This is a genomic window from Nonomuraea sp. NPDC050451, assembly GCF_044458585.1.
In genome coordinates, this window is sequence record NZ_JBITHZ010000027.1 from 112106 (window position 1) to 130768 (window position 18663).

General features: G+C 71.2%; 19 protein-coding genes. 8 read left to right on the top strand and 11 right to left on the bottom strand.

Annotated elements, in window-relative coordinates; genetic code table 11:
• Positions 1 to 2: 2 nt before the first annotated feature.
• A complete protein-coding gene (locus ACIBI9_RS48250) occupies positions 3 to 449 on the bottom strand; it encodes an NUDIX hydrolase (protein ID WP_397233471.1) in 447 nt (148 codons plus the stop codon).
• A 19-nt stretch (positions 450 to 468) separates the two neighbouring features.
• On the bottom strand, positions 469 to 825 hold the full coding sequence (locus ACIBI9_RS48255; RefSeq protein WP_397233378.1) for an ArsR/SmtB family transcription factor: 357 nt from the start codon (positions 823 to 825) through the stop codon (positions 469 to 471).
• A 33-nt stretch (positions 826 to 858) separates the two neighbouring features.
• On the opposite strand from ACIBI9_RS48255, the gene ACIBI9_RS48260 reads away from it, so the two are divergent.
• Together ACIBI9_RS48260 and ACIBI9_RS48265 are read left to right on the top strand one after the other, a co-directional pair.
• Complete coding sequence (locus ACIBI9_RS48260) at positions 859 to 1746, top strand: LLM class F420-dependent oxidoreductase (protein ID WP_397233380.1); 888 nt, start codon at positions 859 to 861, stop codon at positions 1744 to 1746.
• Positions 1747 to 1804: 58 nt separating this feature from the next.
• Entirely contained in the window at positions 1805 to 2758 is a 954-nt protein-coding gene (locus tag ACIBI9_RS48265) for an SDR family NAD(P)-dependent oxidoreductase (protein ID WP_397233382.1), read from the top strand.
• On the opposite strand, the gene ACIBI9_RS48270 is transcribed toward ACIBI9_RS48265, so the two are convergent.
• Positions 2755 to 3387, bottom strand: a complete 633-nt coding sequence (locus ACIBI9_RS48270) for a DUF47 domain-containing protein (RefSeq protein WP_397233384.1) — start codon at positions 3385 to 3387, stop codon at positions 2755 to 2757. The two genes, ACIBI9_RS48265 and ACIBI9_RS48270, sit on opposite strands and share 4 nt — an antisense overlap.
• An 81-nt stretch (positions 3388 to 3468) precedes the next feature.
• On the bottom strand, positions 3469 to 4419 hold the full coding sequence (locus tag ACIBI9_RS48275) for an anion permease (protein WP_397233386.1): 951 nt from the start codon (positions 4417 to 4419) through the stop codon (positions 3469 to 3471).
• 195 nt (positions 4420 to 4614) lie between these two features.
• On the opposite strand from ACIBI9_RS48275, the gene purU reads away from it, so the two are divergent.
• Positions 4615 to 5469 carry a formyltetrahydrofolate deformylase gene (purU, locus tag ACIBI9_RS48280; protein WP_397233388.1) on the top strand — a complete coding sequence of 285 codons (855 nt, stop codon included), beginning with the start codon at positions 4615 to 4617 and terminating at the stop codon, positions 5467 to 5469.
• Between the two features lie 227 nt (positions 5470 to 5696).
• Here purU and ACIBI9_RS48285 read toward each other — a convergent pair whose 3' ends face one another.
• Genes ACIBI9_RS48285 through ACIBI9_RS48295 form a run of 3 tightly spaced genes read right to left on the bottom strand, consistent with a single transcriptional unit; the run spans position 5697 to position 8912 of the window.
• Positions 5697 to 6047 carry a VOC family protein gene (locus ACIBI9_RS48285; RefSeq protein WP_397233390.1) on the bottom strand — a complete coding sequence of 117 codons (351 nt, stop codon included), beginning with the start codon at positions 6045 to 6047 and terminating at the stop codon, positions 5697 to 5699.
• Positions 6048 to 6052: 5 nt separating this feature from the next.
• Entirely contained in the window at positions 6053 to 6844 is a 792-nt protein-coding gene (locus ACIBI9_RS48290; protein ID WP_397233392.1) for a helix-turn-helix domain-containing protein, read from the bottom strand.
• Between the two features lie 10 nt (positions 6845 to 6854).
• On the bottom strand, positions 6855 to 8912 hold the full coding sequence (locus tag ACIBI9_RS48295; RefSeq protein WP_397233394.1) for a prolyl oligopeptidase family protein: 2058 nt from the start codon (positions 8910 to 8912) through the stop codon (positions 6855 to 6857).
• Between the two features lie 285 nt (positions 8913 to 9197).
• Between ACIBI9_RS48295 and ACIBI9_RS48300 the strand changes: the two genes are divergently transcribed.
• The 3 genes from ACIBI9_RS48300 to ACIBI9_RS48310 are packed head-to-tail and all read left to right on the top strand — an operon-like array spanning position 9198 to position 10806.
• A complete protein-coding gene (locus tag ACIBI9_RS48300) occupies positions 9198 to 9704 on the top strand; it encodes an HNH endonuclease (RefSeq protein ID WP_185078202.1) in 507 nt (168 codons plus the stop codon).
• Between the two features lie 47 nt (positions 9705 to 9751).
• Positions 9752 to 10576 carry a GNAT family N-acetyltransferase gene (locus ACIBI9_RS48305; protein ID WP_397233395.1) on the top strand — a complete coding sequence of 275 codons (825 nt, stop codon included), beginning with the start codon at positions 9752 to 9754 and terminating at the stop codon, positions 10574 to 10576.
• Positions 10577 to 10602: 26 nt separating this feature from the next.
• Positions 10603 to 10806: a zinc ribbon domain-containing protein gene (locus tag ACIBI9_RS48310; RefSeq protein WP_397233397.1), complete on the top strand. Its 204-nt coding sequence runs from the start codon at positions 10603 to 10605 to the stop codon at positions 10804 to 10806.
• A 16-nt stretch (positions 10807 to 10822) separates the two neighbouring features.
• Here ACIBI9_RS48310 and ACIBI9_RS48315 read toward each other — a convergent pair whose 3' ends face one another.
• The 3 genes from ACIBI9_RS48315 to ilvD all read right to left on the bottom strand — a co-directional run bounded on the left by ACIBI9_RS48315 (position 10823) and on the right by ilvD (position 14192).
• Complete coding sequence (locus ACIBI9_RS48315) at positions 10823 to 11698, bottom strand: serine hydrolase (protein WP_397233399.1); 876 nt, start codon at positions 11696 to 11698, stop codon at positions 10823 to 10825.
• 67 nt (positions 11699 to 11765) lie between these two features.
• Complete coding sequence (locus tag ACIBI9_RS48320) at positions 11766 to 12260, bottom strand: helix-turn-helix transcriptional regulator (protein WP_397233401.1); 495 nt, start codon at positions 12258 to 12260, stop codon at positions 11766 to 11768.
• Positions 12261 to 12353: 93 nt separating this feature from the next.
• A complete protein-coding gene (gene ilvD, locus ACIBI9_RS48325) occupies positions 12354 to 14192 on the bottom strand; it encodes a dihydroxy-acid dehydratase (RefSeq protein ID WP_397233403.1) in 1839 nt (612 codons plus the stop codon).
• A gap of 146 nt (positions 14193 to 14338) precedes the next feature.
• Here ilvD and ACIBI9_RS48330 point away from each other — a divergent pair, with 146 nt between their 5' ends.
• Positions 14339 to 17035, top strand: coding sequence for a hypothetical protein (locus tag ACIBI9_RS48330; RefSeq protein ID WP_397233405.1), 2697 nt, complete (start codon positions 14339 to 14341; stop codon positions 17033 to 17035).
• Here the strand turns inward: ACIBI9_RS48330 and ACIBI9_RS48335 are convergent.
• Positions 17032 to 17814 (bottom strand): thioesterase family protein, encoded by a 783-nt coding sequence (locus ACIBI9_RS48335; protein ID WP_397233407.1) that lies wholly within the window; start codon positions 17812 to 17814, stop codon positions 17032 to 17034. The two genes, ACIBI9_RS48330 and ACIBI9_RS48335, sit on opposite strands and share 4 nt — an antisense overlap.
• 96 nt (positions 17815 to 17910) lie before the next feature.
• Between ACIBI9_RS48335 and ACIBI9_RS48340 the strand changes: the two genes are divergently transcribed.
• The gene (locus tag ACIBI9_RS48340) at positions 17911 to 18630 is read left to right on the top strand and encodes a TetR/AcrR family transcriptional regulator (RefSeq protein ID WP_397233409.1); all 720 of its coding nucleotides are present in this window, start codon (positions 17911 to 17913) and stop codon (positions 18628 to 18630) included.
• Positions 18631 to 18663: the final 33 nt, after the last annotated feature.

The following is an 18663-nucleotide window of genomic DNA, read 5'->3' on the forward strand; positions in this document are numbered from 1 at the left end:
CCTCACCGCGTCGTGAGCCGCTCGATCACCTTCGCCAGCTCGGGCGGCTCCACGTCGCCGGGCAGCTCCTCGACCCAGGCGTACCCCCTGTAGACCTCTCGCTCCTCCTCGGTGAGCTCGCCGGGATTCACCTCCGGCCGCGACTCCCCGAACGTGGCGAGAAAGAACGGCTCGGTCTTCACGTACCGCACTCCCAGCCACGAGAAGTCGCGCTCGACCTCGACGAACCGCTCCTGCACCGCCGAGCCCGGCAGCCCCGTCTCCTCGCCCAGCTCCCGCCTGGCCGCCTCCAGCGCCGTCTCGCCGGGGTCGATCCCGCCGCCGGGCGGCTCCCAGACGTCCATGCGGCTGACGGGGTCGTACCAGTGCATGAGCAGCACCCTGCCGTCGCGATCCAGGCAGACGACCCGGGCCGCGGGTCGATCGCTGCTGTCCGCTTGCCCCTCCATGGCATCCACCGACCAGACGTTACCCCTGTCGCTCCTCCTCCAGCACGAGCGTCAGCAAGCCCGGGAAGCGATGGTCGAACTCCTCCCGGCGCAGGCGGTTGAGCCGTCGGGCGCCTTCGTCGCGCTGCTCCAGCAGCCCCACGTTGCGTAACACCGAGAAGTGGTGGCTGAGCGTGGACTTGGCCACCGGCAGGTGGGAGAACGTGCCGCAGGCGCGCGTCCAGTCGGGGACCTCCGCCAGCTCCCGCACGATGCGGCGCCGGATCGGATCGCCCAGCGCGTCGAGGGCGGCCTGCAGCGAGACCTCGATCGGGGATGTGTGTGTCAGACCGCGCGTCCTGTTCGACTGCGATCGAACATTCGGGTAGTGTTCCATCTCGATCGAACATTCTATGCGAGGGGAGCGGCCGTGGACATCGGGCGCGTCGGAGTGTGGCATCCCATGATCGGAAAGGCCCCCGCCGAGGAGGCACGTCAGGCGGCGGCCACGATCGAGTCGCTGGGCTACGGCTCGCTCTGGGTCAATGAGGGCAAGGGCAGCAAGGAGCCGCTCGTCATGTCGGCCGTCCTGCTGGCGGCCACCCGGCGCATCGCGGTCGGCACCGGCATCGCCAACCTCTGGGTGCGCGACGCCACGGCCATGGCCGCGGGGGCGGCCGCGCTGGGCGACGCCTTTCCCGACCGTTTCCTGCTGGGCATAGGGGTCAGCCATGCCCCTCTGGTAGCCGGTCGCGGCCACGACTACGCCAAGCCCCTGGCCGCGATGCGCACCTACCTGGAGGCCATGGACCAGGCCGACCAGACGCTGCCCGTACCGTCGACCCCGGCTCCCAGGGTCCTCGCCGCGCTGAGGCCCAAGATGCTGGAGCTGTCCAGGGACCTGGCGGACGGCGCCCACAGCTACTTCGTGCCGCCGGAGCACACCGCGCAGGCCCGCCGGATCCTCGGCCAGGGCCCCCTCCTGATCCCCGAGCAGGCGGTCGTCCTGGAGTCCGACCCGGCCCGGGCCCGCGAGATCGCCCGCGCCCACATGTCCTACTACCTGACGCTGCCCAACTACCTCAACAACCTGCGCACGCTGGGCTTCACGGACGATGACTTCGCCGACGGCGGCAGCAACCGCCTCGCGGACGCCATCGTGGCCTGGGGCAACGCCGACGCCATCACCAAGCGCGTGCACGACCACCTGGACGCGGGGGCCGACCACGTCGTCATCCAGCCCCTCTCCCCGGACACCCCGGACCTCGCCCACGCCCTCACCCAACTGACCGACCTCGCCCAACCCCTCGGCCTGTGACACCCCCGCCATCGGGACGTTTGACCTAGAGTGCGCTCCAACTCGTAGCGTGAGTCGCATGACAACGCCGCAACACAAGATCGGGTCGGGATTCGGGGCCAGGAGCACCGCGGACGACGTGCTCCACGGGATCGATCTCGCAGGAAAGCTGGCGATCGTCACCGGTGGCTACTCGGGCATCGGGCTGGAGACCACGCGGGCGCTCGCCGGAGCCGGAGCGCGCGTCGTGGTGCCCGCGCGCCGGCGCGAGGCCGCCGAGGAAGCGGTCGGGGGCATCGGCGGGGTCGAGGTGGACGAGCTCGACCTCGCCGATCTGGAGAGCGTACGGCAGTTCGCCGAGCGCTTCCTGGCCACCGGCCGCAGCGTCGAGATCGTCATCGACAGCGCCGGGATCATGGCCTGCCCGGAGACGAGGGTGGGTCCGGGCTGGGAGGCGCAGTTCGCCACGAACCACCTGGGCCACTACGCGCTCGTCAACCGCCTCTGGCCGGCCGTCGCCCAGGGGCAGGGACGGGTCGTATCCGTTTCGTCCGCTGGGCACCGGCATGCGGGCATCCGGTGGGACGACGTCCAGTTCGAGCGGGGCTACGACAAGTGGCAGGCCTACGGCCAGGCGAAGACCGCGAACGTCCTGTTCGCCGTCCAGCTCGACGCGCTCGGCCGGGACGCGGGGGTGCGGGCGTTCGCGCTGCATCCGGGCGCCATCCTCACGCCCCTGCAGCGCCACCTCCGCAAGGAGGAGATGGTCGCCGCGGGATGGATCGACGAGGACGGCAACGCCCTGGACCCCACGTTCAAGACTCCCGAGCAGGGCGCGGCCACCCAGGTGTGGGCGGCCACCTCGCCGCAGCTGGCGGGCATGGGCGGCGTCTACTGCGAGGACTGCGACATCGCCGAGCTGACCGCGGAGGGCGCCGGGCCCGGCGTGCGCGACTATGCGATCGACCGGGAGCAGGCCGCGCGGCTGTGGGCGCTGTCCGCCGAGCTGACCGGGGTCAACGCCTTCGGCTAGCGCTTCATGGCGCCGTCGGCGATGGCGTCGGCGGCGTCGCCGATGGCGATGCCGACGATCTCGAGGCGGCGTACCAGTTCCCGCCTTTTCAGCGCCTCCGCGGTCACCTCGCCCGAGAAGATGCGCGAGATCTCGTACTGGTACATCCGCCGGATCGACCCGCCCACCTTCTTCGCCTCCAGCGCGTCCAGAGCCACCGCGGACGGGCGGGAGGCGAGGTCGCGGACCGCGTTCTCCAGGGCTTCGATGCCGACGATGACCTGGTCAAGCAGCGGAGTGAAGCGGATCTGGTCAGGGACCCGGTAGAGGTGGGACTCGCGGACGAAGTCCCGCAAGGAGTCCAGGACGTCGTCGATGGCGCGTGACAGGCGGAACAGGTCCTCCGGGTCGATGGGGGTGACCAGGGCCGTTCTGAGCTCCTCGACGAGACAGGCGCGTTCCTCGTCGCCGATGTGCTCGATCGAGCGCATCTGCTCGTGCGCGCCCGTCCTGCCCACCTCGCCCCCGATCATGGCCATCGCCAGCCAGGCGCCTTCCTTGGTGGCCCGGAGCTGGCCGAGCAGGGCCTCCGTGAGCGCGCTGTCCATGCGGCCGGTCATGAGGTTGCGGATCCGCCGCAGCCGCTTCATGGTCCGGCCGCCTTCGTCGAGCCGGGGCGGCACGTCATGGGCCGGGCCGCCCTTGAGGAGTGCTTCACTTTCGCCGTCCCTTCATGAGAGTTCAACGCCGGCGATCCCCTTCACCAGCGCCGCGAGTGCCGCGCCCAGCAGGGCGCTGGCCGGCAGCGTCAGGAGCCAGGCCGCGACGATCTTGCCGGTGGCGTACCAGCGGACGCGGCCGCTGCCCTGTGCCACGCCCGCGCCGATGAGCCCGCCGGCGATGGCCTGGGTCATGCTCACCGGCATGCCCACGGCCGCGCAGGCGATCACCGCCGTGCCCGCGGCCAGCTCGGCCGCGACTCCGTGCGGAGGCCGGGAGGCGGTGAGCTCGCGGCCCAGCGTGCGGCCCGCCTTGGGGAGCCCGTACATGGTGCCGAGCCCGAAGAGGACGGCCACCAGCGACGTGTACGGGAGCGGCGCACCCGAGAAACCGAACACGATCATGAACACGGCCAGCATCTTCTGCCCGTCGTTGGCCGAGTAGGCGAGGCTCTGCAGGAGGAACCCCACCTGATGCCAGCGCCGCAGCCCGCTGGCCGAGGTCGTGATCAGGAGCACCCGGACGAGCCCCCAGCCCAGCAGCCCGCCGACGAAGGGCGCCGCCACCCCGAACGCCAGCACCAGCAGCACCGAGCCGGCCGACACCGGCAGCCCCCAGCCCAGCCCCGCGCCGGTGAGCCCGCCCACGATGGCGAGCGTGAGACTGGTCGGAAGCCCCTTCATGCTGAGCGCGGCCACCACGGCCAGCGACGAGATCACCGCTATGGTCATCGCGATCTTGCCGCCCGGCGCGTGGAACGAGGCCAGCCTGGTCGTGAACGTCAGCGCCACCTGATGCGTGACCAGCGGGACCACCGCCGCCAGCACCACGAGCACGAGGATGCCGGTGGCCGGGCGCACCGAGGGCAGCTTGAGCCCGGTGGCGAGGAGGGCGCCCCCGTCGTTGACCCCGGACACGACGGCGAAGAGGCCGGCGACCACGATCAGTACGGCGACGTCCAAGAACCGCGCTCCATCCCAGGCAGCGGGACAACCCGGGGTTGCCCCTCCCGAATCCGCGTTCCCCCCTGACTACCCGGGATCACATGGATGATGGACGATCGGACGCGTAACGTGTGTCGGGTACTCTCTGTGATGGTCACCGGCCAGGATCAGCCCTACGGTGATCGACGATCCCACGCCCGCGAGAGTGAAGGCATGACCAGCCCCGCCGAATACATCCTGACGCTGTCCTGCCCCGACCGGCCCGGTGTGGTGGCCGCCGTCTCCGGCCTGCTGGCCCGGCACGGATGCAACATCATCGAGAGCCAGCAGTTCGGCGACCGGGTCGGGCAGCGCTTCTTCATGCGTGTCCAGTTCGGGGGGCCGATGAGCGAGGACGAGCTCAACGGCGCCTTCGCGACGCTCGCACCGGACTTCGCCATGGAGTTCAAGGTGCGCGACGTGGCCAGGAAGCCGCGGGTGCTGATCATGGTCAGCAAGTTCGACCACTGCCTCAACGACCTGCTCTACCGCGTCAGGTCCAAGGCCCTGGACATCGAGATCGTCGCGGTCGTCTCCAACCATCCCGACCTGCGGCCGCTCACCCAGTCCAACGGGATCGACTACCACCACCTGCCGGTCACCCCCGAGACCAAGGCGAGGCAGGAGGCCGAGGTGCTGGCGCTGGTGGAGCACTACCAGGTGGACCTGGTGGTGCTGGCCCGCTACATGCAGGTGCTCTCGGGCGAGCTGTGCGAGAAGCTGGCCGGGCGGGCGATCAACATCCACCACTCGTTCCTGCCGTCGTTCAAGGGCGCCAAGCCGTACCACCAGGCCCACAACCGTGGTGTCAAGCTCATCGGCGCCACGGCCCACTACGTGACCTCCGACCTGGACGAGGGGCCGATCATCGAGCAGGAGGTGGCCCGGGTCAACCACAGCCACTCTCCTGAGGACCTCGTGGCGATCGGACGCGACGTGGAGTGCCTGGCCCTGGCCAGGGCGGTCAAGTGGCACGCCGAGCAGCGGGTCCTGCTGGACGGGCACAAGACGATCGTCTTCCCGCGCTAGCCACCCCCTGATCATCAGCTTCCCGCACGTGCTCGTGCACCAGATCCCGGTACGCCCGCGCCGACTCGGCCGGCGGGTGGCGGCGGCTGACGGTGGAGGGGAGCGTGCCTTTCACGGCGAGGGCGGCCACCTCGTCCAGGTCGCCGGGACGGGCGTGGGTGTAGACGGTCCTGAAGCCGGTGGACGGGTCGGCGCCTGACCCCGCCTGGTGCGCCCCTACGGCGTCCTTACGGCCTGTACGTCCCGAAGTACCAGGGGTTCCCCTCCGGGTCCTTGCAGGCGTACTCGCGGGACCCGTACGGCTGGTCCGTGAGCTCCATCGTGATCGCGGCCCCCGCGGCCCTGGCGCGATCGTGATGGGCGTCGGCGTCCTCGACCGCGACGTAGATCCCCGGCCCGCCGGCCCTCCCGGGGCCGATCATGATCAGATCGTCCCCGACCAGCAGCTCCGCGTGCTTGATCATGCCCTCGTCGTCCTTGGACGCCTCATGCACCCGGAACCCGAACGCGCTGGTCAGGAAGTCGATCGCGGCCTGGCAGTCCTGGTAGCGGGCTATTGCGTAAACGGTTCGGCTCATGGGACTCAGGATGCCGGGTGCGCCGCCGAAGGTCTTGGACGAATCTGACCTGGCGTCGTGTCGCCCAGCACCCGGAACTCGCGGTTCATGTGCGCCTGGTCGTAGAAGCCGCACTCCGCCGCCACGGAGGCGATGGCCAGCCCCGACCGCAGCAGCCGCGTCGCCCGCCCGAACCTGATCACCCGGGCCGCCGTCTTCGGAGGCAGCCCGACCTCGTCCTGGAAGCGGGCGACGAGGTGACGGTGACTCCAGCCGAGCGACTCCACGAGAGCGGACACGCCCACGCGGCCGCCCGACTCCAGCAGCCGCGCCCAGGCCCACGGCACCTCGGGCCGCAGGGCGGGCCTGGCGGCGATCCGCGTGCGGAGCAGCCGGTCGGCCAGGGCCAGCCGGTCCGGCCACGACGGCGTCGAGGCCAGCCGGTCGAGCGCGGTGTCCGCCCAAGGCCCCAGCAGGTCGCCGAGCGGCAGCACGAGGTTCGTCAGGTGCCGCATCGGCACCCCGTACAGCCTCCTGGCCCCGAACGGCGTCAGCACCACCTCCACGCCCTCGCACGGCCCTGTGACGCGCGTGACGGTGAAGCGGTCGCCGAGGCCGCCCGAGAACGCCGTGACCCGCCGCCCGCCCGCCTCCATCGGCGCGCCGAACGCGAGGATGAGAACGGCCCCCGGCATGGCCGTCTCGGACCGGACCACGGGCGAGTCGTAGTGCTCGCGGTACGCGCACAGCCGCGTCACGTAGGGCCGCAGCGCCGCGCTGGGGGTGGCCTCGACCATGGCCAGCCCCAGCGCGCTCATGCCATCGAGGCTATAGGCCGGTGTGCCGGGCGAGGAAGGTGAGCGTGTCGGCCGACAGGTCGACCGACCTGCTCACCGACCGTGCGCCGTGCCCGACCTCGGTCTCGTTGCGCAGCAGCACCGGGCGGTCGCCGGTCGAGGAGTGCTGCAGCGCCGCGCACATCTTCCACGCGTGCAGCGGATGCACCCGCGTGTCGGACTGGAAGACGGTGAAGAGCGTCGCGGGGTAGTTCACCGACTCCTGGACGTGGTGGTAGGGCGAGTAGCCCAGCAGCCAGCCGAACTGCTCGGGGTCCTCGACGGTGCCGTATTCGACGTTCCAGGTGGCGCCGAGCCCGAACTGCTCGTACCTGATCATGTCGAGCAGCGGCGCCGAGCAGGCCACGGCCGCGTACAGCTCGGGCCGCTGCGTCAGCGCGGCGCCCACCAGCAGGCCGCCGTTGGAGCCGCCGGAGATGCCGAGCTGCTCGGGCGTGGTCACCCCGCTGGCGATGAGGTGCTCGGCCGCCGCGTGGAAGTCGTCGAACACGTTCTGCTTGTTGCCGAGCATGCCGGCGCGGTGCCAGTCCTCGCCCTCCTCGCCGCCGCCGCGCAGGTTGGCGATGGCGTAGACCCCGCCGGCCTCGACCCAGGCCAGGATCGACGCCGAGTAGCCGGGGGTCATCGACAGGCCGAAGCCGCCGTAGCCGTACAGGATGGTGGGCCGCGGCCCCGACGTGTCGTCGTCGGGAGAGATGATCAGCATGCGGACGTCGGTGCCGTCCTTGGACTGGTACACGACCTGCGAGGTGCGCACCGGGGGCACCTCGACCGCGCCCGGGGAGGCGGCCCAGAGCGTGGTCTCGCCGGTCCTGGCGTCGTAGCGCTGGATGGAGGGCGGCTTGGTGTTGTCGGTGTAGGCGAACCACGCCTCGTGGCCGCCCTCGGGACGCTCGGAGATGCCGCCGATGGAGCCGAGCCCCGGCGTGGGCACCTCGCCGACGCGCTCGCCGGTCTCCAGGTCGTGGACGGTGATCTCGCTGATCGCGTGGCGGGTCCAGCCCACCAGCATGACCGGGCGCTTTAGGTCGTCGAGGATCGCGAAGTCGTTCAGCACCGCCTCGGGGTCCTCGGGGATGAGGTCGCGCCAGGTCTCGAAGCCCGGCTCGGCCGGGTCGGTGACGCACACCCGGGCCCTGGACGCGTCGCGGTCGGTGTGGACGTAGAGCCTGCCGTCGCGGCCGAACACCAGCCCCGCCTGCGCGTCCACGCCCTCCTGAACGACCCGCAGCTCCGGCCGGTCGGCCGGGGACGCGGTCAGGTCGGCCACCCACAGGTCGTTGCGCGGCGCGGTGCCCTCGTGTGCCGAGACCTGCAGCCAGCGGCCGTCACGCGAGACCGAGACGCCGTAGTAGTTGGTCATCTTCAGCCCCTGGCCGAAGATCATCACGTCGTCCTCGGTGGAGGTGCCGACGCGGTGCAGGTAGACGCGGCGGTGGAACTGCGTCTCGTTCTCCGGGACCTCGGTGCTGGGCAGCCTGCGGACGTAGTAGTACGCCTCCCCGCCGGGCAGCCACGCGACGGGGGAGTAGCGGCAGCGGTCGATCGGCCCCTCGACCCGCTCGCCCGTGGTGACGTCCATGACGTAGAGGATCGACTCCTCGTTGCCGCCCACGGAGATCTGGTAGGCCAGCAGCCGCCCTTCCTTGTCGGGCTGCACGGCGTCGAGCGTGGTCAGCCCGGACGGGTCGATCGCCATCGGGTCGATCAGCGCCCGCTCGGTCCCGTCGGGTTCGACGACGTAGTAGACGGCGTGCTCCTGGTCGGGCGTGCGGCGGCTGAAGAAGTGCCGCTCGCCGCGCCAGGCCGGTGCGCCGACCGAGCCGGACCTGAGCAGCTCGGCGATGCGGCTCTTGAACCGCTGCGTCCCGCTGCCCCTGCCGAACAGCTCGGCCTGCTCGAGCAGCCACCCCTTCGTCTCGGGACTGTCGGGATCCTCGAGCCATCGATAAGGATCTGGCACGGGCGTGCCGTGCAGGGTGTCGACGGTGTCTTCGCGGCGTGCGGTCGGGTACGGCTCCAGCTTCATGCTGGGAACCCTACTGCCAAAGGACATGCGTAAAGCGCTGGTGAAGCGGGCATAAAACGTAACGTGTGTCCCTCTGGTCCATTCCGGTTGGAGGATTTTTGGGGTGGCGGGGACTGCGGTGCAAACGCCAGACTTGGTGACAGGACGGTGCCGTGGTGACCATCCGCTGGGCCGTCCGGCGGAGGTCCACGTGACGGAAGCACAAGTGCCCCAGGAGGGGCCGACAGTCGGGACATGCCGCGGCATGTCCCCTTTGATACGCGCGCAGCAGGGAGAGGCCCCATGATGCGCCAGGTCCTGCTGCTGAATGCCACCTACGAACCGCTGACCACCCTTTCCCTGCACCGAGCCGTGGTGCTGGTGCTACGGGAGAAGGCCGACGTCGTCCACCGTGACGGAAGGGGCGCGGTGCTGCGCTCCGCCAGCCACACGCTCGACGTCCCCTCGGTGATCAGGCTGAGAAGATATGTCCGCATCCCCTACCGGTCCCGCATCCCGCTGACCAGGGCCGCCCTCATGCGGCGCGACGACTACCGCTGCGCCTACTGCGGGCAGCGGGCCGAGACCATCGACCACGTCATCCCGCGGTCCAGAGGCGGCACCCACACCTGGGAAAACTGTGTCGCCTCCTGCACCACGTGCAACCACAGGAAGGCCGACAAGTACCTGGAGGAGCTGGGGTGGACGCTGCGCGTCAGCCCGGCGGTGCCACGGGGCGCTCACTGGAGGCTCATCGGCGCGTCGCTGATCGGAGACCCCCAATGGGCGCCTTACCTCGAGGCCGCGGCCTGAGATATCGCTTTGTAAGGGGAGGCCACCGCCTGACACCATGAGCAGGCATGTGGACCTTCACCTCAGATGTTGAGGAGTACGCCGCGGTCGCCGAGCCGTTCCTGCTCGGCGACCCGGTGCGCAACACGGTCGCCTTGACCGTTCTCGCCAACCTGCGGGCCGGCATGCCCGCGAAGGGTCCCCGGTTCGGCTGGTGGACGGTCGACGGCGAGATTCGGGGCGCGGTCTTCCACACCCCGCCGCATCCGGTCGGGCTCGCCGACATGCCTCTGGAGGCCGTCGCACCGCTCCTGGCCGCGCTCGGCGACCCCGCCGAGGTCGTGGGCAGGGTGGAGCTGACCTCCGAGGTCAAGCGGCTGCTGGGGGAGCCCGGGCGCCTGGTGCCCGAGCGCCTCTACCGCCTGGGCACGCTCGCCGTCCCCGGCACGCCCGGGCGCGGCAGGCTCGCCGCCCCCGCCGACTTCCCGCTGCTGGTCAGCTGGTACCAGGCGTTCGCCGAGGAGGTCCAGATGGGCATGGGCGACGACGTGGCCGAGTCGGTCGCGCGGCGGCTGGCGGCCCGCGAGCTGTTCGTGTGGGAGGCGGGTGAGGCGGCGGTCTCGCTGGCCGCGCTCTCCCCGGCGGTCGGCGGGGTCTGCCGCATCGGGCCCGTCTACACGCCGCCCTCGTGCCGCAGGAACGGCTACGGCGCCGCGGTCACCGCGTACGCCAGCCAGGTCGGCCTGGCCGAGCGCTGCGACCAGGTGGTGCTCTTCACCGACCTGGGCAACCCCACGAGCAACGCCGTCTACCAGTCGATCGGCTACGTGCCCGTGTCCGACTACGAGCACATGACCTACGATGGCCCGCGTCCAGCGGGGCATCGCAGCTAGCAGGGGTCTGCGGCTACTCTTAGGCCATGCCGCGTTACGACTTCCGCTGCCGCGCCTGCGGCTCCACGTTCGAGGTCTCCCGTCCCATGTCGGCCTCCGACGACCCGGCCACCTGCCCTGACGGCCACGACGACACGGTGAAGCTGCTGTCCACGGTGGCGATGACGGGCGGCGCGGCCGCTCCCCGGGCGAGCGGCGGCGGCTGCTGCGGCGGTGGGTGCTGCTCCTAGAACGGCCTGGGACAGCCTAGAACACCTGGGCGGCGGTGAAGGTCGCCTGCGAACGCGTCAGCCCCTCCACCGCCAGCTTGGCGAGCCGCTCGACCGTGGCGATCCCCGTCTCCATGGTCGGGCTGCGCTCCGACAGCACCGCGATGAGCACGTCGTGCCCGTCCACGCCGAGCTGTCCCACGCTGTTGATCGTCCACAGCCCGTCGTGCGCGTCCACGGGCAGCCAGCCGTTCTTGAGCGCCACGTCGCCCCCGGCCGCGCTGACCCCCCACGCCTGCGACGGCTCCACGGACGACATGAGCTTCAGCGCGTAGCGCCGGTCGGAGGCCGGCAGCGGCCCTGCGGGGTCCGTGAGCCGCTCCAGCACCTTGACCTGGTCGGACGGCCGGCTGCGGGTCGTCCCCCAGTACAGCCCGGGTCCCGGCCACGTGTGCTCGACGCCGAGCTGGCGCAGGACCCGGGTGAGCCCCTTCTGGCCGCCGATCGTCAGGTAGAGCTCGTGCGCGCAGTCGTTGTCGCTCTCGCGGATCATCTTGGAGGTCAGCGTGCGCTCGTACGCGCTCAGCTCGCCCTGCTTGCCCAGGAGGAACGCCAGCAGGATGTCCACTTTCGCCACGCTGGCCAGCACGAACGGCGTGCGCTCGCGGTAGGAGTATCTGGCGCCGGTCGTGCGGTCGTAGACGGCCAGCGCCGCGCGCCCCGGGCGTTCGCGCAGGTAGCGATCCAGCGTGCGGTCGAGAGCGCGCCGCGCGGCAACGGGCAGCACGCTCTCGACGACCACCCCGCCCGGCCGCTCGAAGGAGGCGGCCTGAGGCGGGACGACGGTTGACGGGTTTGCACAGCCGGCCACGGCCAGCAGGGCAACGACGAGCGAGATCCCCCGAACGCGCATGTGCGGGAGCCTGCCAGCCGCCACCCCAAAGGCCGGGGGCGCGCAGGGTCAAACGTCGGTCAGTTTCCTAGGCGGCCCTGGGGCGCTTGCGGCGCTGGAACGGGAGGAACCGGTCAGCCAGGTGCGGACGGGACGGCGTGAGCGTGGGCTCGACCGCGATGATCCGGTCGAACCGGAACGCCCTGATCGCCCGGCGCATCCTGCACACGCCGACCAGATACCAGTATTCGCGGTGGACCAGGCACGTCACCGGCTCGACGTCGCGCGAGGTGATGATGCCGGAGGCGTCGCGGTAGTGGAGGCGGATCATGAGTCGGCTGGTGATGGCGTCGGCCATGAGCCTGGCTCTGGAGGCGACCTCGACCGGCAGCGGCTCGGTCAGGGTCGTGAGCGTCGTGGCGATGACGTCGTCGTCGAGCTCCAGGTGCTCGAGTGCGTGTTGCAGGCCGCGCCGTGCGGTGACGGCCTGCGGGCCCGCTCCGAGGTGAGCGAGGGAGAGGGCGAGGGCGGCGATCTCGGCGGTCGTCAGCGGGCGAGTATCGTGCTTCACGACTGTCGTCATACCCCGATATTAGAGATGACGACCGACATTTTTCGAAAGCCTGTGCGGCAGGCAAGGTCCTTGTCACCTGCCGCAGAGGCCTTACTTACCGAATCAGCGTGACAGCTGGGACAGGTCGCGCGAGGCGCCCGTGGACGCGGACGTGGTCATCGCCGCGTACGCCTGCAGGGCCGCGCTCACCGGCCGGTTGCGCTCGCGCGGCCGGTATCCGCCCAGGTCGGCCAGGAGCCGCTCGCGCCGCTCGGCCAGCTCGGCCTCGGGCACCCGCAGCTCCATCGACCGGTTGGGGATGTCGATGTCGATGATGTCGCCGTCCTCGACCAGCGCGATCGCGCCGCCCTCGGCGGCCTCGGGCGAGGCGTGGCCGATGGACAGGCCGGAGGTGCCGCCGGAGAAGCGGCCGTCGGTGACCAGCGCGCAGGCCTTGCCGAGCCCCTTGCCCTTGAGGAAGGACGTCGGGTAGAGCATCTCCTGCATGCCGGGACCGCCCTTGGGGCCCTCGTAGCGGATGACCACCACGTCGCCCTCCTTGACGCGCCCGCCGAGGATGCCCTCGACCGCGTCGTCCTGCGACTCGAACACCACCGCGGGCCCGCTGAACTTCCAGATCGACTCGTCCACGCCGGCGGTCTTCACCACCGCGCCGTCGCGCGAGATGTTGCCGTAGAGGACGGCCAGGCCGCCGTCGACGGTGTAGGCGTGCTCCAGGTCGCGGATGCACCCGGCCGAGCGGTCGAGGTCGAGGTCGTCCCAGCGGTTGTCCTGCGAGTAGGCCTTGACCGTGCGCACGTTGCCGGGGGCCGCGTGCCAGAGCTCGACGGCCTCGGGCAGCACCGTCGGCGACTTGGCGTCCCAGGCGGCCAGCATGTCGGCCAGCGTGCCGCCGTTCACGGTGGGCACGTCGCGGTGCAGCAGCCCGGCCCGGTCGAGCTCGCCCAGGATGCCGGGGATGCCGCCGGCGCGGTGGACGTCCTCGATGTGGTACTTGTTCGTGGCCGGGGCGACCTTGCAGACGCACGGCACCCGCAGCGAGATCTCGTTGATCTCCTTGAGGCCGAAGTCGACGCCGGCCTCGTGGGCAGCGGCCAGGATGTGCAGGATCGTGTTGGTCGAGCCGCCCATCGCGACGTCGAGCGTCATGGCGTTCTCGAACGCGTCGCGGGTGGCGATCGCGCGCGGCAGCACCGAGGCGTCGTCGTCCTCGTAGTAGCGGCGGGTGATCTCCACGAGCTGGCGGCCCGCGTCCTCGAACAGCTTCTTGCGCGCCTTGTGCGTGGCCAGGATCGTGCCGTTGCCGGGCAGCGCGAGGCCGATGGCCTCGGCCAGGCAGTTCATGGAGTTGGCGGTGAACATGCCGGAGCACGAGCCGCAGGTCGGGCAGGCGCTCTCCTCCATCTCCAGCAGCGCGGCGTCGGAGACGGAGTCGTCGGCGGAGGCGATCATCGGGTCGATGAGGTCGAGCTTCTTGCCGGGGATCTTGCCGGCCTCCATGGGCCCGCCCGAGACGAAGATCGTCGGAATGTTCAGCCTGAACGCGGCCAGCAGCATGCCCGGCGTGATCTTGTCGCAGTTGGAGACGCAGATCAGCGCGTCCGCGCAGTGCGCGTTGACCATGTACTCGACGGAGTCGGCGATCAGCTCGCGCGACGGGAGCGAGTAGAGCATGCCGCCGTGGCCCATCGCGATGCCGTCGTCCACGGCGATCGTGTTGAACTCGCGCGGGATCGCCCCGGCCTCCCGGATCGCGGCCGAGACCACCTCGCCGACGTCCTTGAGATGCACGTGACCCGGCACGAACTGGGTGTAGCTGTTGGCCACCGCGATGATCGGCTTGCCGAAGTCGCTCCCGGCTACGCCGGTCGCCCGGAGCAGGGCCCGAGCACCGGCCATATTCCTGCCGTGGGTGACTGTACGTGACCTGAGGGCGGGCATTGCGCATCTCCCATCGCTAGCGAGTCTTCACATGTTACGGCCACTGCCCGGCAACTGAGACACGTGTCCACACATCGGACGGTTGGTTACCGGATCGAGGCCGAAAAAGCAGCCACCCGCGCCCGAACTCGTGTTACAGAGATCAAATGAGCAACGGGGCAGTCATGCTCGACGACCCCGCCAGGGTCGGCAACTTCATCCACACGATAGACCGCCTGTGCCGCAGACCGGCCAGGGGCGAGGGGGTGCAGGACTCGCCGCACGTCGCCAGGCAGCCGCGGCTGGCCAGATGGCGAGGGGGAGAGGACAAGAAACAGCACGTCGACCGGATGGGCATCCCGCTGGTCCAGCTGAGCGAGGCGGGGGACTGGCCGGAGATCCTGGCGGCGCAGGGCAGGCAGGCCACGCACGTCATCTCGCGCGGGATCCCGCGCGCCCGCCCCGACATCCAGCAGGGCGAGGGGGTGCCGAAGATCCTCTCCCGGGTCGTGTCGGCCCTGCGCGGCACGAGGCTCCGCTTCCCCCGCTATCAGCTGACCGCCCAGGTGGTCGAGCGGCTGGCCGAGTCGCACGGCAAGGAGGACCAGGCCCGCCGCGTGCTGCGCGAGTCCGACCACAACTGGGGGTGGGGCGTCGACACCGCGGGCAGGGGCGCCGAGCACGTCCCTTTTCCGCTCAACCTGCTGCTCAAGCTGTTACCGGGCTTCCTGCACGACCTGCGGCTCAGCGGGCGCGTGCCCGGGTTCGGCGGGCGTTTCCGCTGGCTGCGGCGCGCGCTGTCGGACGACGACACCAAGGCGCCCGGCGTCGCCGCCCTGCTGGCCGACCTGGACCCGGCCGACGAGCCGGCCGTCGCGCGGCTGCTGCTGCGCGCGTTCATGGACGACCTGAGCGGGCAGTACCGGCGCTCCCCGCTGCACGTGCGGGGCGCGGGCCACGTCTTCTACCCGCTCCTGCTGCTCAACGAGCACGGTGAGGCGCTCGTCAAGCTCGTCGAGGAGCGGCGCGCGAACCTCGGCAGGTTCGATCCGGTCGTGGTGGTCTCCTACACGCCGGACGCCGTGCTCCTGGAGGACGACGAGGAGCCGCTGTGGCGGCTCATCCGCTGGCGCCGTGAGCTGGTCACGGCCGAGGATCGCGACACGTGGCGCCGGGTGCTGGACACGCCGCTCACCATCTCGGCGCCGTCAGTGCCCGCCGACCTCACCAGGTACGACGTCGCCGACCCCGCGTGGGTGCCGCCCGCCCGCGTGGCGCCGTGGTGGTCGTCCTGGACCGCCATCGCGCTGTTCTGGATGGCCCTGGCGGGCGCCGTCGGCGCGTACGCGGGCCAGACCGCCGCCTGGCACCGCAACGCCTGCGCGACCGGCCTGTGGACGCCGTGGACGGAGAGCGGCAGGCAGCTGGCCGGCACCGAGTGCGTGGGCGTGGCCGAGCCCGACTACCTGTTCTCGCCGGGCAACGCCGAGATGCGGCAGGTCCAGGCCGTGCTCCAGCAGGAGAACGAGCGGGCCGCCACGCTGCACGAGGGCAGCGCCCGGCCGTACGTGACGATCGCCTACCTCGCGGCGCTGACCTCGACGGACCGGGACACGCTGGCCGCCGCCCGCGAGGGCCTGGCGGGCGTGGCCATCGCGCAGAAGCGGCAGAACAACTCCGCCGGCGCCAGCGAGCCGCTGGTCCGCATCCTTCTGGCGAACGCGGGCGGCAGGATGCAGCACGGCTCGAGCATCGCCCGGCTGCTGCTGCGCTACCGTGACGAGGAGGCGCCCATCGTGGGGGTGGTGGGCCTGGACCAGAGCCGCCAGGAGACCGTCGCGGCCATCCAGGAGCTGGGCAAGGCCGGGCTGCCCATGGTGGCCTCGACGCTGTCGGCCGACCGCCTCGTGAACGAGTCGCCGTTCTACTTCCAGGTCGCCCCGCAGAACTCCCGCCAGGCGTGGATGGCGGCCGCCTTCGCCGACTCCCTGGTCAAGAAGGGCGAGGTCAAGCGGCGGGCCCGGGTCTACTACTCGCACGACGTGACCGACTACTACGCCTCCAACCTCAAGGCCCGGGTCATCGCCCGGCTGGAGGAGCGCGGGTTCGCGGTCGAGGGGCTCAGGTTCACGCCCGTCGGAGGGGCCAAGCCGGGCCCCGACGACCGCAGCGACGACGCCTACGCGGGGGAGCCCAGGGACGCGGGGGTGTCGGCGTGCGGGTTCGACGGGCTGGTGTACTTCGCCGGGCGCGGGATCCCCGACTTCGCCGAGTTCGTGAAGGGGGTGGCCGACAAGTGCGCGGACGCGCCGCCGACCATCCTCGGCGGCGACGACGTCACCAGGTACGTCGCGGACGTGCGCATCAGATCGGCCGTCAGCGGCGTGGGCTACTACTACGAGTCGTTCGCCGCCGCGCCGAACAAGTGCGGCGAGCCGCAGCGGCACGACTTCTACGCGGCCCTGTTCGCCACGTTCCCCTTCGAGTGCGAGGAGCCGGGACCGGGGCGGACGCTGGACGGGCACGCCGCCCTGGCCTACGACGCCACGGAGACGATGATCACCGCCATCCGGCGGCTCGGCAGGGAGCGGCACCGCGTGCCGGTGAACTCGTACACCGTCTGGCGCCAGCTCGGCACGCTCTACACGCCCGACCAGAGCGGGCACGCCATCGAGGGCGCCACGGGCGCGCTCGATTTCGGCGCGGACTCGCCCCGGCAGTATCCCCTGGACAAGGCCGTGCTGATCCTGCGCGCCAAGGGGGCCGAGCGGCCGACCCAGGTCGGCCTGTGCGGCGACGTCACCCGTTCCAGCCGGAGCGAGGTCTTCCCGTGGTGCGCCTCGGCCCCGGAGATCTACCGCTAGGCCGGCAGCCGTACGGCGGCGAGCTGGGTCGCCTGGGCCACCAGGCGGCCCTTGTCGTCCCAGACGTGGGCCACCTCGTCCATCCGGTCGCCGCCGACGTCCGTGGCCGCCAGCCGCACCCTGATCGGCCCGGGGGCAGGCAGCCTGCGGATGTACGCCGAGAGCTGGATCGTCGGCACCCACCCGGACAGGCCCAGGTCGTACGACACCGGCGGCACCGGGTCGAGCGCCACCAGCAGGCTCAGCGGGTCCCAGTCGGAGCCGTCCGCCAGCCGCTGCCAGCTCGCGATGACGCCGGTCCGCGTGGGGGCCCCGAACGCGAAGGACAGGTGCTCGGGGACGATGCGCTCCTCGACCACGGCCATCAGCGGCACCGTGAGTTCCGTGCCGGGAGGGTTGGTGGGGGCCAGGAAGCAGTCCTGCTCGGGCGGCAGCTCGACCGGCTCGTGCGACGACCACCAGGGGCCGGTGTCGTCCAGCAGGCCGAGCGTGATGTGCGACTCGACGCGGACGCGGCCCTCCTGCACCAGCGCGGCCCTGACCTGGGCCACGCTCCTGCCGACCCGCAGCGTCTCCACCCGGGCCACGGCCTCGCCGGGCTCGGGCGGCTCGATGAAGGAGCCGCTGACGGCCGTCACGTGCGGATGGTCCGCGCCCGCCGGGCTCTCGCAGGCGGCCCTGGCGAGCACGGCCAGCAGGTAGCCGCCGTGCAGCCGGTTGCCGACGCTCCACTGGGCGTCCAGCACGGCCCCGAACTCGCCCTCGCCGCGATCGGTCAAGGCGGTCGCTTCGCTAAAATTCCCCATTTTTCAGTAAATCCCTTCCCCAGGGCCTCAGATTGACACCGTTAACCTGACGGCGTCAACCTGAGACCCATGACCACCAGACGCGTACGCGCCAGGCGCGGAGAGGGAGCGCTGCTGCGCGAGGAGATCCTGCGGGCGGCCGAGGACCTGCTGGACGAGTCCGGCAGCGAGGACGCGCTCACGCTGCGCGCGGTCGCCCTGCGGGCCGGCGTCTCCACGCCCTCCGTCTACCTGCACTTCGCCGACAAGGAGGCGCTGGTCGAGGCCGTCTGCCTGCGGGTCTGGGGCGAGTTCGGCCGGATGTTCAGCGAGAACCTGGGCGGCGACCCGTTCCTCGCCCTGGGCAGGTGCGGGCGCGCCTACGCCCGCTTCGCCCTGGAGCATCCCGTGCAGTACCGGGTGCTGATGATGCGGGCCACGACCGGGCCGGGCGTGCCGCCGGCCGCCGCCGAGTGCTTCCGTCACATGGTCGGCGCGGTCTCGGCCTGCGTGGAGACGCGCGTGCTGGAGGGCGATCCCGAGGAGCTCGCGCTGGGCATGTGGTCGGCCGTGCACGGCTGCGTCTCGCTGCTGATCGCTCAGCCGTCGTTCCCGTGGCCGCGCGACAGGGAGGCGCTCATCGACCAGATCGTCCGCGTCGCCGGGTTCGGCACCGCGCTGTACTCGCGCCTGCCGCAGGCGCTCCCGCCGAGCGCGGACCTGGCCGCCGCCCTGGACGACTTCGGGTCGCGCCTGGCCTCAGACGCCGACAAGCCCCGCGGGAACGAGCCCGGCGGGGCTGGGAAATGACCGTCGGCCCGGACCCCGCCATATCGAACGGGT

Excerpts from the sequence above, each read along its gene's own strand:
- ACIBI9_RS48265 (WP_397233382.1), top strand. The coding sequence starts at position 1,805 with ATGACAACGCCGCAACACAAGATCGGGTCGGGATTCGGGGCCAGGAGC.
- ACIBI9_RS48300 (WP_185078202.1), top strand. The coding sequence starts at position 9,198 with ATGCGCCAGGTCCTGCTGCTGAATGCCACCTACGAACCGCTGACCACC.
- ilvD (WP_397233403.1), bottom strand. The coding sequence starts at position 14,192 with ATGCCCGCCCTCAGGTCACGTACAGTCACCCACGGCAGGAATATGGCC.
- purU (WP_397233388.1), top strand. The coding sequence starts at position 4,615 with ATGACCAGCCCCGCCGAATACATCCTGACGCTGTCCTGCCCCGACCGG.
- ACIBI9_RS48305 (WP_397233395.1), top strand. The coding sequence starts at position 9,752 with ATGTGGACCTTCACCTCAGATGTTGAGGAGTACGCCGCGGTCGCCGAG.
- ACIBI9_RS48270 (WP_397233384.1), bottom strand. The coding sequence starts at position 3,387 with ATGAAGCGGCTGCGGCGGATCCGCAACCTCATGACCGGCCGCATGGAC.
- ACIBI9_RS48285 (WP_397233390.1), bottom strand. The coding sequence starts at position 6,047 with ATGAGCCGAACCGTTTACGCAATAGCCCGCTACCAGGACTGCCAGGCC.
- ACIBI9_RS48290 (WP_397233392.1), bottom strand. The coding sequence starts at position 6,844 with ATGAGCGCGCTGGGGCTGGCCATGGTCGAGGCCACCCCCAGCGCGGCG.
- ACIBI9_RS48330 (WP_397233405.1), top strand. The coding sequence starts at position 14,339 with ATGAGCAACGGGGCAGTCATGCTCGACGACCCCGCCAGGGTCGGCAAC.
- ACIBI9_RS48250 (WP_397233471.1), bottom strand. The coding sequence starts at position 449 with ATGGAGGGGCAAGCGGACAGCAGCGATCGACCCGCGGCCCGGGTCGTC.
- ACIBI9_RS48315 (WP_397233399.1), bottom strand. The coding sequence starts at position 11,698 with ATGCGCGTTCGGGGGATCTCGCTCGTCGTTGCCCTGCTGGCCGTGGCC.
- ACIBI9_RS48255 (WP_397233378.1), bottom strand. The coding sequence starts at position 825 with ATGGAACACTACCCGAATGTTCGATCGCAGTCGAACAGGACGCGCGGT.
- ACIBI9_RS48320 (WP_397233401.1), bottom strand. The coding sequence starts at position 12,260 with ATGACGACAGTCGTGAAGCACGATACTCGCCCGCTGACGACCGCCGAG.
- ACIBI9_RS48310 (WP_397233397.1), top strand. The coding sequence starts at position 10,603 with ATGCCGCGTTACGACTTCCGCTGCCGCGCCTGCGGCTCCACGTTCGAG.
- ACIBI9_RS48340 (WP_397233409.1), top strand. The coding sequence starts at position 17,911 with ATGACCACCAGACGCGTACGCGCCAGGCGCGGAGAGGGAGCGCTGCTG.
- ACIBI9_RS48295 (WP_397233394.1), bottom strand. The coding sequence starts at position 8,912 with ATGAAGCTGGAGCCGTACCCGACCGCACGCCGCGAAGACACCGTCGAC.